The sequence below is a fragment of the Candidatus Hydrogenedentota bacterium genome (assembly GCA_012730045.1).
Classification (GTDB): Bacteria; Hydrogenedentota; Hydrogenedentia; order Hydrogenedentales; family CAITNO01; genus JAAYBR01.
In genome coordinates this window covers 1-13,683 of sequence record JAAYBR010000044.1, presented here as the reverse complement: position 1 = coordinate 13,683, position 13,683 = coordinate 1, and the positions used below count along the sequence as shown (strand labels likewise).

26 protein-coding genes are annotated in these 13,683 nt (G+C 67.5%); all 26 read right to left on the bottom strand.

What is annotated here, in order from left to right; genetic code table 11:
* Positions 1-22 precede the first annotated feature (22 nt).
* Entirely contained in the window at positions 23-421 is a 399-nt protein-coding gene (gene rpsK, locus GXY15_04425) for a 30S ribosomal protein S11 (protein NLV40459.1), read from the bottom strand.
* Positions 422-505: 84 nt separating this feature from the next.
* On the bottom strand, positions 506-874 hold the full coding sequence (gene rpsM, locus GXY15_04420; GenBank protein ID NLV40458.1) for a 30S ribosomal protein S13: 369 nt from the start codon (positions 872-874) through the stop codon (positions 506-508).
* A gap of 84 nt (positions 875-958) precedes the next feature.
* Positions 959-1,174: a translation initiation factor IF-1 gene (gene infA / locus GXY15_04415; protein ID NLV40457.1), complete on the bottom strand. Its 216-nt coding sequence runs from the start codon at positions 1,172-1,174 to the stop codon at positions 959-961.
* 25 nt (positions 1,175-1,199) lie between these two features.
* The gene (gene map / locus GXY15_04410; GenBank protein NLV40456.1) at positions 1,200-2,021 is read right to left on the bottom strand and encodes a type I methionyl aminopeptidase; all 822 of its coding nucleotides are present in this window, start codon (positions 2,019-2,021) and stop codon (positions 1,200-1,202) included.
* A 103-nt stretch (positions 2,022-2,124) separates the two neighbouring features.
* Positions 2,125-3,450 carry a preprotein translocase subunit SecY gene (secY, locus tag GXY15_04405; protein ID NLV40455.1) on the bottom strand — a complete coding sequence of 442 codons (1,326 nt, stop codon included), beginning with the start codon at positions 3,448-3,450 and terminating at the stop codon, positions 2,125-2,127.
* Positions 3,451-3,499: 49 nt separating this feature from the next.
* A complete protein-coding gene (rplO, locus tag GXY15_04400) occupies positions 3,500-3,970 on the bottom strand; it encodes a 50S ribosomal protein L15 (protein ID NLV40454.1) in 471 nt (156 codons plus the stop codon).
* Positions 3,971-4,016: 46 nt separating this feature from the next.
* The gene (gene rpsE, locus GXY15_04395; GenBank protein ID NLV40453.1) at positions 4,017-4,481 is read right to left on the bottom strand and encodes a 30S ribosomal protein S5; all 465 of its coding nucleotides are present in this window, start codon (positions 4,479-4,481) and stop codon (positions 4,017-4,019) included.
* A gap of 91 nt (positions 4,482-4,572) precedes the next feature.
* The gene (locus GXY15_04390) at positions 4,573-4,926 is read right to left on the bottom strand and encodes a 50S ribosomal protein L18 (GenBank protein ID NLV40452.1); all 354 of its coding nucleotides are present in this window, start codon (positions 4,924-4,926) and stop codon (positions 4,573-4,575) included.
* 65 nt (positions 4,927-4,991) lie between these two features.
* On the bottom strand, positions 4,992-5,528 hold the full coding sequence (rplF, locus tag GXY15_04385; protein NLV40451.1) for a 50S ribosomal protein L6: 537 nt from the start codon (positions 5,526-5,528) through the stop codon (positions 4,992-4,994).
* Positions 5,529-5,564: 36 nt separating this feature from the next.
* Positions 5,565-5,963 carry a 30S ribosomal protein S8 gene (rpsH, locus tag GXY15_04380; GenBank protein NLV40450.1) on the bottom strand — a complete coding sequence of 133 codons (399 nt, stop codon included), beginning with the start codon at positions 5,961-5,963 and terminating at the stop codon, positions 5,565-5,567.
* A gap of 28 nt (positions 5,964-5,991) precedes the next feature.
* Complete coding sequence (gene rpsN / locus GXY15_04375; GenBank protein ID NLV40449.1) at positions 5,992-6,297, bottom strand: 30S ribosomal protein S14; 306 nt, start codon at positions 6,295-6,297, stop codon at positions 5,992-5,994.
* A gap of 31 nt (positions 6,298-6,328) precedes the next feature.
* Positions 6,329-6,874, bottom strand: a complete 546-nt coding sequence (rplE, locus tag GXY15_04370) for a 50S ribosomal protein L5 (protein NLV40448.1) — start codon at positions 6,872-6,874, stop codon at positions 6,329-6,331.
* A gap of 56 nt (positions 6,875-6,930) precedes the next feature.
* Positions 6,931-7,242 carry a 50S ribosomal protein L24 gene (locus GXY15_04365; protein NLV40447.1) on the bottom strand — a complete coding sequence of 104 codons (312 nt, stop codon included), beginning with the start codon at positions 7,240-7,242 and terminating at the stop codon, positions 6,931-6,933.
* An 8-nt stretch (positions 7,243-7,250) separates the two neighbouring features.
* On the bottom strand, positions 7,251-7,619 hold the full coding sequence (gene rplN / locus GXY15_04360) for a 50S ribosomal protein L14 (GenBank protein ID NLV40446.1): 369 nt from the start codon (positions 7,617-7,619) through the stop codon (positions 7,251-7,253).
* Between the two features lie 18 nt (positions 7,620-7,637).
* Positions 7,638-7,922, bottom strand: a complete 285-nt coding sequence (gene rpsQ, locus GXY15_04355; protein NLV40445.1) for a 30S ribosomal protein S17 — start codon at positions 7,920-7,922, stop codon at positions 7,638-7,640.
* 1 nt (position 7,923) lies between these two features.
* A complete protein-coding gene (gene rpmC, locus GXY15_04350) occupies positions 7,924-8,109 on the bottom strand; it encodes a 50S ribosomal protein L29 (GenBank protein ID NLV40444.1) in 186 nt (61 codons plus the stop codon).
* A 50-nt stretch (positions 8,110-8,159) separates the two neighbouring features.
* On the bottom strand, positions 8,160-8,570 hold the full coding sequence (gene rplP / locus GXY15_04345) for a 50S ribosomal protein L16 (protein ID NLV40443.1): 411 nt from the start codon (positions 8,568-8,570) through the stop codon (positions 8,160-8,162).
* A 53-nt stretch (positions 8,571-8,623) separates the two neighbouring features.
* Positions 8,624-9,403: a 30S ribosomal protein S3 gene (rpsC, locus tag GXY15_04340; protein ID NLV40442.1), complete on the bottom strand. Its 780-nt coding sequence runs from the start codon at positions 9,401-9,403 to the stop codon at positions 8,624-8,626.
* Between the two features lie 10 nt (positions 9,404-9,413).
* The gene (gene rplV / locus GXY15_04335; GenBank protein ID NLV40441.1) at positions 9,414-9,803 is read right to left on the bottom strand and encodes a 50S ribosomal protein L22; all 390 of its coding nucleotides are present in this window, start codon (positions 9,801-9,803) and stop codon (positions 9,414-9,416) included.
* A 15-nt stretch (positions 9,804-9,818) separates the two neighbouring features.
* Positions 9,819-10,085 (bottom strand): 30S ribosomal protein S19, encoded by a 267-nt coding sequence (gene rpsS, locus GXY15_04330; protein NLV40440.1) that lies wholly within the window; start codon positions 10,083-10,085, stop codon positions 9,819-9,821.
* A 55-nt stretch (positions 10,086-10,140) separates the two neighbouring features.
* On the bottom strand, positions 10,141-10,971 hold the full coding sequence (rplB, locus tag GXY15_04325) for a 50S ribosomal protein L2 (protein NLV40439.1): 831 nt from the start codon (positions 10,969-10,971) through the stop codon (positions 10,141-10,143).
* A gap of 12 nt (positions 10,972-10,983) precedes the next feature.
* Positions 10,984-11,283 carry a 50S ribosomal protein L23 gene (rplW, locus tag GXY15_04320; protein ID NLV40438.1) on the bottom strand — a complete coding sequence of 100 codons (300 nt, stop codon included), beginning with the start codon at positions 11,281-11,283 and terminating at the stop codon, positions 10,984-10,986.
* Positions 11,284-11,285: 2 nt separating this feature from the next.
* Positions 11,286-11,912, bottom strand: coding sequence for a 50S ribosomal protein L4 (rplD, locus tag GXY15_04315; protein ID NLV40437.1), 627 nt, complete (start codon positions 11,910-11,912; stop codon positions 11,286-11,288).
* A 2-nt stretch (positions 11,913-11,914) separates the two neighbouring features.
* On the bottom strand, positions 11,915-12,550 hold the full coding sequence (rplC, locus tag GXY15_04310; protein ID NLV40436.1) for a 50S ribosomal protein L3: 636 nt from the start codon (positions 12,548-12,550) through the stop codon (positions 11,915-11,917).
* Between the two features lie 52 nt (positions 12,551-12,602).
* Positions 12,603-12,914, bottom strand: a complete 312-nt coding sequence (gene rpsJ, locus GXY15_04305; protein ID NLV40435.1) for a 30S ribosomal protein S10 — start codon at positions 12,912-12,914, stop codon at positions 12,603-12,605.
* Between the two features lie 49 nt (positions 12,915-12,963).
* Positions 12,964-13,683, bottom strand: a 720-nt coding sequence (gene tuf / locus GXY15_04300; protein ID NLV40434.1) for an elongation factor Tu, incomplete at its 5' end; no start/stop codon positions are given.

Here is a 13,683-nt window from a genome sequence, read left to right as displayed (position 1 = left end):
CCGCAGGCGCCGTCACGGCGCCTCAGACGCGCCGCCGCTTAGACGGCCGGCACCCGTTGTGCGGAATCGGTGTGACGTCGCGGATCAGCGTGACGGTGAGCCCGGCGGCCTGGATGGCCCGGATGGAGGACTCGCGCCCCGCGCCCGGCCCGTTGACATAGGCCCGCACCTCGCGCAGCCCCATGTCCAGCGCCTTCTTCCCCGCCTGCTCGGCCGCGACCTGGGCGGCGAACGCGGTGCTCTTGCGGGATCCGGAGAACCCGACCTGGCCCGAGCTCGACCAGGAGATCACGTTGCCCTGCATGTCGGTGATCGAGATGATCGTGTTGTTGAAGGTGGCCTGGATGTGCGCGACCCCGGAGGTCACATTCAGCGCCAGCCTGCGCTTCTTCGTCTTTGCCTTGCGTTTGTCTTTCGCCACGTTTGCTGGTCTCCTTGAGCGTCCGCAGTGCCGCGGCGCGTTCCTTGTGCCCTGGGTTCCCCCCCGGCGGGGGCGGCGGCGCCGCTACTTCTTCTTGACGACCGCGATGCGCCGCGGACCCTTGCGGGTGCGGGCGTTGGTGCTGGTGCGCTGGCCGTTCACCGGAAGGCCGCGCTTGTGGCGCGTGCCCCGGTAGCAGTTGATGTCCATCAGCCGCTTGATGTTCGACCCGGTGTCGCGGCGGAGGTCGCCCTCCACCTTGTACTCGTTCTGGATGCATGCCGCAATGGCGGACACCTGCTCGTCCGTGAGGTCGCGGACGCGGATGTCGGGGCTGATGCCGACCGCCGCCAGCACCTTCCGCGAACGCGTCAGCCCGATGCCGTAGATGTACTGCAGCCCCGCCTCAATCCGCTTCTCGCGGGGCAGATCCACGCCAATGATACGCGCCATGAACTGTCTCTCCCGGTTGCGCGCAACGCGCGCCCTGTGTCCAGGCCCGCGGGGGCCTCCTGTCATGCCTTGTCGTGCGGGCCGCTACTTCTGACGGTAGACGATGCGGCCCCGTGTCAGATCATAGGGCGACATCTCCACCTTCACGGTGTCGCCGGGAAGGATCCGGATGTAGTGCATCCGCATCTTGCCCGAGATGTGCGCCAGCAGCATGTGCCCGTTCTTCAGCTCCACGCGAAACATCGCGTTCGGCAGGGGCTCAACCACCGTGCCCTCGACTTCGATTGCCTCTTCTTTCATGCAGCTTCTTCTTCCGTTTCCGGAATCACGCCTTCCCGCCCGCCGCCCCGGGGCCGCGGGCCTCGTCCTTCTCGCCGTCCAGGAGCCCCCACCGGATGCGGGAACCCTGTGACAATATCTCGCCGCCGCCTTTCCGCACGGCCACCGTGTGCTCGAAATGGGCGCTCGGTTTGCCGTCCGCCGTCACCACCGTCCACCCGTCCCGCAGCACGCGCACGCGGTGCGTGCCCAGGTTTACCATGGGCTCAATGGCGAGCACCATGCCCTCCCGGAGGAGGGGCCCGTTCTCGCCCGAGTCAAAATTCAAAATCTGCGGGTCCTCGTGCATCTCCGTGCCGATGCCGTGGCCCACAAAGTCCCGCACGATGCCGTACCCGGCGGGGCGGCACTCGGCCTCGACCGCCTGGCCCACCGCGCGCAGATAGCTTCCCGCCCGCGCCGCCGCCACCGCCCGCGCCAGCGCCCGGTCGGTGGCCCGCATCAGGCCGCGCCGCGCCTCGTCCACCTCGCCGCACGGCAGGGTCACCGCCGCGTCGCCGTAGTACCCGTGGTAAAGGGCGCCGCAGTCTATGCTGACCAGCTCGCCCTCGCGCAGCGCCCGCCTGCCGGGGATCCCGTGCACCACCTCCTGGTCCACCGACACGCACAGCGTCGCGGGGAAACCCCGGTAGCCCTTGAAGGCCGGCTTCGCGCCGCGCTCCCGGATCAGGGCCTCCGCCGCGCGGTCCAGCTCCAGCGTGGTGACGCCGGGCGCCACCATGCCCGACAGAAGGTCGTGCACGGCCGCCACAATCTGGTTCGCCTCGCGGATCAGGCCGATTTCCCGCTCGCTGCGGATCGCTATCATCCAGGGACCACCCGTCTTGACCGCCCCGCGCGCGCCGCGGCCGCGGACCGAAGTGAAGTATTCAATTGTAACACAGCCGCCGCGAACGGTTCACCCGCGGCCGCTACCGGCGCGCGCGGATCTTGCCGCGCCCGCTGCTGAAACCCTCGTAGTGGCGCATGATAAGGTGCTGCTCGATCTGCTTGATCGTGTCCAGCCCCACGCCCACCAGGATCAGGAGCGTCGTGCCGCCGAAGAAATGGATCAGGTTGAATTCCTGCACGCCCAGCACCGCAAACAGCGCCATCGGCACCAGGGCCACCGCCGCCAGGAAGAGCGAGCCGCTCGTCGTGATGCGCACCATGACCGAGTTCAGGTAGTCCGCCGTGGTTTTGCCCGGGCGCACGCCCACAATGACCCCGCCGTACTTCTTCAGGTTGTCCGCCATCTCCACCGGGTTGAACGTGATCGCCGTGTAGAAGAAGGCGAAGAAGATGATCATGCCCGCGTACATCAGGTTGTAGGGGAGCCCGTACGGGTTGAACAGCCAGGCCACCGCGCTTTCCACCCCGGGGATTTTGATCTGCTCGGCGATGGTCCCCGGCAGCATGAGGATCGAGCTGGCGAAGATGATCGGGATGACGCCCGCGTGGTTAACACGCAGGGGAAGGTAGGTCCGCGTGCCGCCGGTCATGCCCCGGCCCTTGATCTGGCGCGGGTACTGCACGGGGATGCGGCGCTGCCCCGTGGTGATCACGATGGCCCCGGCCGTCACCATCACCATGATGAACACCAGCGCCAGGCCGACAAAAACGCTCATCTGGTCGTTGGCGATCATCCGGCCCGCGTTGCGCAGGGCGTTGGGCATGTCGGCCACGATGCCGATGAAGATCAGCAGCGATATGCCGTTTCCAATGCCGTGCTCGCTGATCTGCTCGCCGATCCACATCAGGAACGCCGTGCCGGTGGTCAGGGTGAGCACGCTCAGGGCGATGAACAGCGGGCCGGGGTTCGGCACCACCTCCCCGCCCATGCTCTGCAGATAGAGGCTGATGGGCACCGACTGCACGATGCACAGGGCGATGGTGCCGTAGCGCGTGTACTCGTTGATCTTGCGCTGGCCCTCGGCCCCCGTCTTCTGGATCGCCTCCAGGGACGGGATCACCGGGATCAGCAGCGACAGGATGATGGACGCCGTGATGTAGGGCATGATGCCCAGGGCGAACACCGTCGCGCGGCTGAAAGCGCCGCCCGTGAACATGTCGTAGAATCCCAGGAGCCCGCCCCCGGTGCGGCCGAGCATCTCGACCAGCGCCGCGCCGTCCACTCCGGGGACCGGAACGAACGCGCCGAGGCGGAACAGCACCAGCATGAACAGGGTGAAGATCAGCCTGCTGCGGAGTTCCGGGATTTTGAACGCGTTTTTAAAGGCTTCTACCGGTTCTGCCACTGAAACAATCCTTTGCTATTCCAGGCCTTCCGCATGTCCGCGCCGGCGCTCACGCGCCTTCCGCGGCCGGCGCCGCGGGCGCCAGTTCGAGGGTGCCGCCGGCCTTCTCCACTTTGGCCCTCGCCGAGGCGGAGGCCTGCTCCACGCGGATGGTGAACTTCTTGGCCAGCTCGCCGCGGCCGAGGAGCTTCACCCCGGCGCACTCGGTCTTCACAATGCCCCGCTCCTGGAGCATTTCCGTCGTGATCAGGTCGCCGTCCGCAAACCGGTCGGCCAGCACGTCTATGTTGATCTCGGCGAAGGGCCGGCGCTTCTCGTGGAAGAACCCGCGCTTCGGCAGCCGCCGGTTCAGCGGCATCTGCCCGCCTTCAAACCCCATCTTGCGGCTGTAGCCGGACCGGGACTTCTGGCCGTTGTAGCCGCGGCCCGCCGTCTTGCCGTTGCCGGACCCGTGCCCCCGCGCCTTGCGCTTGGCCTTCTTGTGGGCCCCGGGGCCCGCTTTCAGTGAGTGCAGTTCCATGTTTTCATCCTTGTGCCGCGCCGCGCGCGGCGCCGTCGGCCCCGGCTCAGAGCACCTCGGAAACTTCCAGTCCGCGCTCGGAGGCAAGGTCTTCCACCGTCTTCAGTTGCTTGAGCCCCTCGATGGTCGCCCACACCACGTTCGTGGCGCTGTTCGACCCGAGAGACTTCGTCAGGATGTTCTGGTACCCCGCCGCCTCCACCACGGCGCGCACCGGGCCGCCCGCCACAATGCCCGTGCCCAGGGACGCGGGCTTCAGCAGCACCTGCGCCGCGTCGAGCCGGCCGATCACCTCGTGGGGCACCGTCGTGTTCACGATGGGCACCGTGACCATGTCGCGCTTCGCGCGCTCCACCGCCTTGCGGATGGCCTCGGGCACCTCGCCCGCCTTGCCCTTGCCCGCGCCGACGCGGCCCTTGCCGTCGCCCACGACCACCGTGGCGCTGAAACTGAACCGCCGGCCGCCCTTGACGACCTTGGCCACGCGGTAAATCTTCACCACCTGCTCGATGAACTCGTTCTGGGGCTCGTCATCGCGGCTGCGGCGGCGGTCATCCCGCCTGTTTCCTGACGCTGTGCTGCTCAAAGGATTTGTCTCCTGTCTAGAATTGCAGACCGGCTTCGCGCGCCGCGTCGGCCAGGGCCTTGATGCGCCCGTGATACAGACGGCCGCCGCGGTCGAAGCTCACCTTCTCTATGGAACTGGCCAGGGCGGCCTCGCCCAGGGCCTTGCCGACGGCCTTGGCGGACGCGATGTTCCCGCCACCGATCTTGAGCGCCACCGACGACGCGCTGGCCAGCGTGCGGCCCGTCGTGTCGTCAATGATCTGCGCGTAGATGTGGCCCAGGGTCCGGGTCACGCGCAGCCGCGGCCGCTCCGGCGTGCCGGAGATCCGCTTGCGGATGTACTTCGCGCGCCGCAGGCGGTGCGCCGTCTTGTCCTTCAGGTTGCCCATCTCAATGCTCTCCTAAGGGGCTGCCCCCCGGGGTGCGCGCGCGTTGTGCGCGCGACGCGCCGGGATCAGGCGCCCTTCTTGCTTTCCTTGCGGATGACCTTCTCGCCCTCGTAGCGCAGGCCCTTGCCCTTGTACGGCTCCACCGGGCGGATGCGGCGCACGCGCGCCGCCACATGGCCCACGAGCTGCTTGTCTATCCCCGACACGCGCAGGGTCTGCGTGCCCTCGACCGCGAGCGTGATCCCCGCGGGCGGCTCGAACACCACCGGGTGGCTGTGGCCCACCGTCAGGCTCAGGCTGGCGCCCTGCATGGCCAGGCGGTAGCCCGTGCCCTCAAGCAGCAGCGTCTTCTGGTAGCCCTGGCTCACCCCCACCACAAGATTGTTGACGAGCGCGCGGGTCAGGCCGTGCAGCGAACGGTGCACCGGCTTGTCCGAGGGGCGCGTCACCACAACCTCGGCGTCCGTGATTTCAAGCGAAATCTCGGGGTTTACCGACATCTCAAGGGAGCCCTTGGGGCCCGTCACCTTCAGGACGGCGCCCGACTGCTCGCAGCGAACCCCCTTCGGGAGGGGTACCGGCATTCTTCCTACACGTGACACTGCGTCACTCCTTTCAACGTTGCGGCCGGGGGGCCGTTACCACACTTCGCAAAGAACCTCGCCGCCGGCCTTCGACCGCTGGGCGCTCTTCCCCGTCATCACCCCGCGCGGCGTGCTGAGGATCGAAACCCCCAGGCCGCTGCGCACCGGGCGGATGCTGCCGTGCCCCACGTAGACGCGCAGGCTCGGCTTGCTCACCCGCCGCAGGCCGTGAAGCACCGAGGTGCCGTCCGGCAGGTACCGCAGGGTGATCCGGATGATGCCGGGCTTCGGATCCTCCGCCACCTCGAAACCGTTGATAAATCCCTGCTCTTTAAGGATCCGGCAGATTTCCACCTTCAGCCGCGAGTGCGGGGCGTCCACGGTCGCGTGGCGCGCCTGCACGGCGTTGCGGATCCTGGCCAGCAGATCGGCGATCGGGTCACTCATTGACATGGTTCGTGCTCTTCCTAATGGGCTGTTGTTACCAACTGGACTTTGTGACGCCGGGGATCTTGCCCTCAAGCGCAAGCTCCCGGAACGAAACGCGGGACATGCCGAAGGCGCGCAGGTAGCCGCGGGGCCGCCCGTTCACCTTGCACCGGTTCCGGTAGCGGACCGGCGACGCGTTGCGCGGCAGCGCGGCCAGGGTCATCATCGCCGCCTTGCGCTCCTCGAAGGAAAGCTCCTGGTCCTGGACCCGCGCCTTCAACTCCTCGCGCTGCGCGTGGTGCTTCGCCATGAGGCGCAGAATCTTCTTGTTCTTCTCAATCTTGCTCGTTTTGGCCACGGGTCTTGTCCTCTTCTTCTGGCGCCCCGCCTCAGCTGGCGAAGGGCATTCCAAGTTTCTTCAGCAGGTAAAGGCTCTCCGCCGCCGGGCACGCGGCCTTCATCACGAAGGTCACGTTCATGCCGCGCACGCGCGCCACCTTGTCCATGTCGATCTCCGGAAAGATCGTCTGGTCGCGCAGGCCCAGCGTGAAGTTCCCGAAGGCGTCGAAGCCCCGGGGGTTGATCCCCCGGAAGTCGCGGATGCGGGGGATGGCGACGTTGAAAAGCCGCTCCATGAACTCCCACATCCGGTCGCCGCGCAGCGTGACCGCGCAGCCGATCGCCACGCCGGCGCGCAGCTTGAAGTTCGAGATGGACTTCCGCGCCCGGCGCACGCTCGGCTTCTGGCCCGTGATCGTCGCCAGCTCCGCCATCGCCGCGTCCAGCAGCTTCGCGTCGGCGATCGCGTCGCCCACGCCCATGTTGACCACCACCTTTTCGAGGCGCGGCACTTCCATGATGTTCGAGTGCTTAAACTCGCCCATCAGCGCCTGCACCACCTCCGTCCTGTACCTGTCCTTGAGTCTGTCTGCCACGGCGGGCCACTCCTTGATTCTGGTTCCATCCTGCCATCCGACACGGGCGGACCCGGTCAGTCAAGCGTCTCTCCGGTCAGCTTCCACACCCGGATGCGCCGCCCGTCCTCCAGGCGCTTCATCACGATCCGCGACGGCTTGCCGGCCGCCTCGCACCAGGGCATCACGTTCGAGATGTGGATCGGCGCCTCGCGCTCCACGATGCCGCCGGACTGGTTCCGGCTGCGGGCGCGCGTGTGCCGCTTCATCATGTTCACCCCCTCCACCAGGAGGCGCCCCTCTTTGGGGTACACTTCCAGCACCCTGCCCCGGCGGCCCTTGTAGGCCCCGCGTGTGATCACCACCGTGTCTTTTTTTCTGATGAACATGGCCTACCTCACAGCACTTCTGGCGCCAGGGAGAGGATCCGCAGGAACCCCCCCTCGCGCAGTTCGCGCGGCACGGGCCCGAAAATCCGGGTTCCGCGCGGCTCTTTCTGGTTGTTGATGATCACCGCCGCGTTCGTGTCGAAACGGATGACCGTCCCGTCCGGGCGCTGGGTGTCGTGCCTCACGCGGACGACCACGGCCTTGACCACGTCGCCCTTCTTGATCGCGGCGTTCGGGAGCGCGTCCCGCACGTTCGCGGTGACGATGTCGCCCAGGCCGGCGTAGCGCCGCCTCGACCCGCCCATCACCTGGATCACCCGGATGGTGCGCGCGCCCGAGTTGTCGGCCACGTTGAGCTTTGAGTAAATCTGTATCATGACTCAGTCCTTCCCTGGTCAGTCGGCACGCTTGATGATTTCCACCAGGCGCCAGCGCTTGGTCGCGCTGAGGGGGCGGGTCTCCCGGATGCGCACCACGTCGCCGAGGTTGCACTGCTGCTCCTCGTCGTGCGCACGGAACTTCTTGGTCCGCTTGAGCGCCTTCTTGTAGAGCCGGTGCGTCTTCACCGTCTCCACGGCCACCGTGATGGTCTTCTGGGACTTGTTGGCCACCACGATGCCCACGCGGTCCTTGCGGTGCCCGCGCCCGTCAACGACTTCTGCATTCACCCGGTCTTCCATCCTACTTCATCCCTTTCGCCGCGGACTGCTCCCGCTCCCTGAGGATCGTCAGGATGCGCGCGATGTCACGCCGTTTTTCGCGCGCCTGGCGCACGTTTTCCACCACGCTGGTGGCAAGCTGCAGCCGGAAATTCATGATGTCGGCCTTGCGCGCGCCCAGAAGGTCGCGCAGCGCCTCCTCGTTCATCTCTCTCAATTCACGTGCCTTCACGTCCTGGTCTCCCGATTTGCGCCCGGTCAGATGGCCCTGGCGACGAACTTGGTCTTTATGGGCAGTTTGAAGCCCGCCAGCCTCACGGCCTCGCGCGCAAGCTGCTCGGGCACGCCCTCAATCTCAAACATCATCCGCCCCGGCTTCACCACCGCCACCCACGCCTCCGGCGCGCCCTTGCCCTTGCCCATGCGCGTCTCGGCCGGCTTCTTCGTGATCGGCTTGTCCGGAAACACCCGGATGAACACCTTGCCGCCGCGGCGCAGGTGGCGCGTGATCGCCACGCGGGCCGCCTCGATCTGGCGCGCCGTCACCCAGCCGTCCTCCAGCGCCTTCATCCCGAAATCGCCGTAGTCCACCGTCGCCGCGCCCTTGGTCATCCCCGACCGTCGCCCGCGCTGCTGCTTGCGGTACTTGACTCGCTTCGGCATCAACATCGTTCAGGTTCTCCACTCGGGCGGCCGAACGCCGCCCGCGACTATTCCGCTCTTCAGTTCCGGCCCCGGCCGCCGCGGCCGCCGTCGCGGCCGCCCCGGCCGCCCCGGCCGCCGTCACGGTCCCGGTCGCCGCGCCGCGCGTCCGCCCCCCGCAGGATCTCCTCGCCCACCGCCGTCACGCGCTCGCCCGGCTTGATGTCGCCCAGATAAATCCAGACCTTCACGCCGATCGTGCCGTACGTCGTGTGGCTGATGGCGAAACCGTAGTCCACGTTCGCCTTCAGCGTGTGCAGCGGCACGCTGCCCTCGCGCGCCTGCTCCGTCCGCGCGATCTCCGCGCCGTTGAGCCGGCCCGCCACCCGCACGCGGATGCCCTTGGCCCCCACGCGCATCGTGTTCTGCATCGCCCGCTTGATCGCCCGGCGGAAGGACACCCGCTTGGCGATGTCCGCCGCCAGCCGCTCCGCCACCAGCTGCGCGCTCAGGTCGGGCACCTTCACCTCGCGCACGTCCAGCATCACGTCCTGGCCCGTCAGCACCTCGAGCTCCTTGCGCAGCTCGTCCACGCGCTCCCCGCGGGGGCCGATCACCAGGCCGGGGCGCCCGGCGTGCAGGATGACCTTCACCTTCCGCCCCGCGCGCTCGATGTCAATTTTCGCGATCTCGGCGCGGCCGTCGGACAGCGACTTGTCCAGCCGCTGCTTCACGTAGCGCCGGATCTCCAGGTCCTTGTGGAGAAGCTCCACATAGTCCTTCCTTCCCGCGTACCAGCGCGAACTCCAGTCCTGAATCACTCCCAGCCGGAAGCCGAAAGGATGCACCTTCTGACCCATCACATTCTCCTTACTCTTGCGAGATCACCAAGTCCACATGGCTGCTGCGGTGCCTGACCCTGCCGGCGCGCCCGCGCGGCATGTTCTGGAACCGGTAGAGGGTCCGCCCGTCGCCCACGGCGATGTGCGTCACCCGGTAGTCGTCCGTGTTGATCCGCCGCCGAACCTCCGCCGCCGCGTTCTCCGCGTTCGCCACCGCGGAGTCCAGGAGCTTCCGAAGCGGCTCCGAGCACCCCTTCACGGTGAACTGCAGGATGTCCCTCGCGTCCGCAACGCGCTTGCCGCGGATCATGTCCGCCACCAGGCGCACCTTGCGGGGCGACATCTGGAGCCCGCTGAGCCGGGCGCGCGCCTCCGCGTACTTGGGCGCCGCCGCGCTGTCGTTTCGCTCGTTAGCCATTGGTCAAAACTCCCGTCACTTTTTCGCGCCCGCGTGCCCCTTGAAGACACGCGTCGGCGCGAACTCGCCCAGTTTGTGGCCGACCATGTTCTCGGTGACGAACACCGGGATATGCGTCTTGCCGTTGTGCACCGCGATCGTCAGCCCGACCATTTCCGGAATGATCGTGGACCGCCGCGACCAGGTCCTGATGACGCGGTGGTCGCCCGAGCTCTGGTGCCGCTGGACTTTCTCCAGCAGCGAGCCCTCAATGAAATAGCCTTTCTTCAACGAACGAGGCACTGTCCAATCTCCTTGTTGCCGCCGGCGCACCCGCGCCGCCCGGCGGGCCCCATCTTCAGCCGTTCCTGCGGCGGATGATGTACTTGTTCGTGCTCTTGCTCTTCTTGCGCGTCTTGTAGCCCTTCGACGGCGTGCCCCACGGGCTCACCGGGTGGCGGCCCCCCGACGTGCGGCCCTCGCCGCCCCCGTGCGGGTGGTCCACCGGGTTCATCACCACGCCGCGCACCTTGGGACGCCGGCCGAGCCACCGCGTGCGCCCCGCCTTGCCCAGGTGGACGTTCTGCCACTCCTCGTTGCCCACGCGGCCCACCGTCGCCCGGCAGTTGCTGAGCACCCGGCGCATCTCGCCCGACGGCAGGCGCAGGGCCACGTAGCGCCCCTCCTTCGCCAGCAGCTGGCAGCCGTTGCCCGCGGACCGGGCGATCTGCCCGCCCGCGCCCGGGCGCAGCTCCACGTTGTACACGTTCGCGCCCAGGGGCATCCGCGACAGGGGCATGCAGTTGCCCACCTCGAACTCCACCCCGTCGTCGCCGCTGAGCACCGTCTGGCCCACCGCCAGCCCGCCCGGCGCCACGATGTAGCGCTTCTCGCCGTCCGCGTACACCAGCAGCGCGATGTGCGCCGACCGGTTCGGATCGTACTCAAGCGCCGTCACCCGCGCGGGGATCATGTCCTTGTCCCGGCGGAAGTCCACAATCCGGTACTTCCGGCGCGCGCCGCCGCCCCGGCGCCGCATCGTGATGCGGCCCTGGTTGTTGCGCCCGCTGATGCGGCGCTTGCTCTCCAGCAGGCCCTTCTCCGGCGCCTTCCCCGAAAGCTCGGAGAAGTCGGACACGGTCATCGAGCGCCGCGACGGCGTGTAGGGTTTGAATCTTTTCAGAGGCATCCCGGGAACTCCTTAGATCAATTCGATGGCGTCGCCCGGCCGGAGCGTCACGATCGCCTTCTTCCAGTTGGGGCGGCGTCCGGGCCGGCGCGACGCCATGCGGTTGCGCACCTTGCCCTCGTAGTTCATCGTGTTCACCGCGACCACCCGGATCTCGCTCTTCTTGAAGATCTCCTCCACGGCGTCCCGGATCTGGGACTTCGTGGCCTTCGGGGTCACGCGGAACGTGTACTTCGCCGACTTCGACTTCGTCGTCTGGATCTGCGCCTCTTCCGTGATGATCGGACTCAGCACGACCTTGTGGGGGTCAATTTTCATGACAGCCGCTCCTCGAGCTTGGCAAGGGCCTCTTCCTGCACCAGCACCCGCGACGCATGGAGCACGTCCAGGGCGTTCACGTCCGCGGCCGTGCGCACCGTCACCAGCGGCAGGTTCCGCGAGGAAAGCACCACGTTCGGCGCGTGGTCCGCCGTCACTATCAGGGTCTTGCGCGCCTCCGGCGCCGCCTGCGACAGCATCCGCGCCACCACCTTCGTCTTCGGCGCCTCCACCGACAGCCCGCGCACCACGCTCAGCCGCTCGCCCCGCGCGCGGTCGCTCAGCAGGCAGCACAGCGCCTGGCGCTTCGCCCGCGGCGTGACGTACTGGCGGTAGTCCCGCGGCACCGGCCCGAAGACCGTGCCGCCGCCGCGCATGTGCGGCTCCCGGCTGCTGCCCTGGCGCGCGCGGCCCGTGCCCTTCTGGCGGAACGGCTTGATGCCGCCGCCGGAAACCTCGTGCCGGACCTTGGTCTTGTGCGTGCCCTGGCGCTGGCAGGCCATCAGGCCCACCGCCACGTCGTGCACCAGCGCCTCATTCGCCTCGACGGCGAACACCGCGTCGCTGGCCTGCGCGACGCCCTGCTCGGCGCCGTCCATGTTTATGACCTTCAAGGACACCATGGTTATTTGGATCCTTTCACGCTTTGCTTCACCACAACCATCCCGCCGGGGGCGCCCGGAACCGCGCCCCGCACCACCAGGAGGTTCTTCTCCGGCACGACGTCCACCACCTGAAGGTGCTGCACCGTCACCAGCTCGTTGCCCATCCGGCCCGGAAGGGTCTTGCCCTTCATGACCTCGGACGGGTCGGCGCTGGAGCCGATCGAGCCGGGCGCCCGGTGGAAGTTCGAGCCGTGGCCGCCCGGGCCGCCGTGCGCCCCGTGCCGCTTCATGATGCCCTGGAAGCCCTTGCCCTTCGACACGCCCGACACGTCCACATGGTCGCCCACCTTGAAGATGTCCGTGCCGACCTCGTCGCCGGGCTTCAGCACGCTCGCCTGGTCCACCCGAAACTCGCGGAGCACCCGCTTCGGGGCCACGCCGGCCTTCTGGAAGTGGCTGCGCAGCGGCTTGGTGCACCGCTTCTCCTTGACGTCGCCGAAACCCACCTGCACCGCCTCGTACCCGTCGTTCTCGGTCGTCTTGCGCTGAACCACCGTGCAGGGCCCGGCCTCCAGAAGGGTGACGGTCACCCAAAGCCCGTCTTCGTTGAAGATGCGGGTCATGCCCAACTTTCGCCCCAATAAACCTTTCAGCATCGTTCAGTGTCCTTACAACGCGGCACGTTGCCGTGCCATGCGCCTGCCGCGGTTATTGCTTGATTTCAACGTCCACGCCGGCGGGGAGCACCAGCTTCATCAGCGCGTCAACCGTGCTCGCGCTCGGCCCGACGATGTCAATCAGCCGCTTGTGGGTCCGCGTCTCAAACTGCTCGCGCGACTTCTTGTCAATGTGCGGCCCGCGCAGCACCGTCAGCTTCGACATCGTCGTCGGCAGCGGGATCGGCCCGTGCACGCCCGCGCCGGTGCGCTTGGCGGCGTCCACGATGCCCGCGGTCGCCAGGTCGAGCAGACGGTGGTCGTACGCCCGCAGCTTGATGCGAATCTTATGGCCTGATGCCATGTCTCAGTCTCCAGTTCGGGCCCCGCGCGGCGCGGCGCCCAGGTTGCTCCTACTCGAAAATCTTGGTGACGACGCCGGCGCCGACGGTGCGGCCGCCCTCGCGGATGGCGAAGCGCAGCTCCTCCACCATGGCGATCGGCGTGATCAGCTCCGCCGTGATCCGGATGTTGTCGCCCGGCATCACCATCTCCACGCCCTCGGGAAGGTCCATCGCGCCCGTCACGTCCGTCGTCCGGAAGTAGAACTGCGGGCGGTACCCCGTGAAGAACGGCGTGTGCCGGCCCCCCTCCTCCTTCTTCAGCACGTACACCTCGCCCTGGAACTTCGTGTGCGGCTTGATGCTCTTCGGCTTCGCGACCACCATCCCGCGCTCCACCTCCTCGCGGTCCACGCCCCGGAGAAGAAGCCCCACGTTGTCCCCAGCCTGGCCCTCGTCCATCATCTTGCGGAACATCTCCACCCCCGTCACCGTCGTGTCCTTCGTCTCCTCGTGGATCCCCACAAGCTCCACCTTCTCCCCGACCTTCACCTTGCCCTGCTCGATGCGCCCCGTCACCACCGTCCCGCGGCCCGTGATCGTGAACACGTCCTCGATCGGCATCAGGAAGTCCCTGTCAAGCGCCCGCACCGGCGTCGGAATGTAGTCGTCCACCGCCTGCATCAGCTCGAATATCTTCTGCTCCGCCTCCGGGTCCCCCTCCATCGCCTTCAGCGCCGAGCCCCGGATGATCGGAATCTCGTCCCCGGGGAACTCGTACTTCGTCAGAAG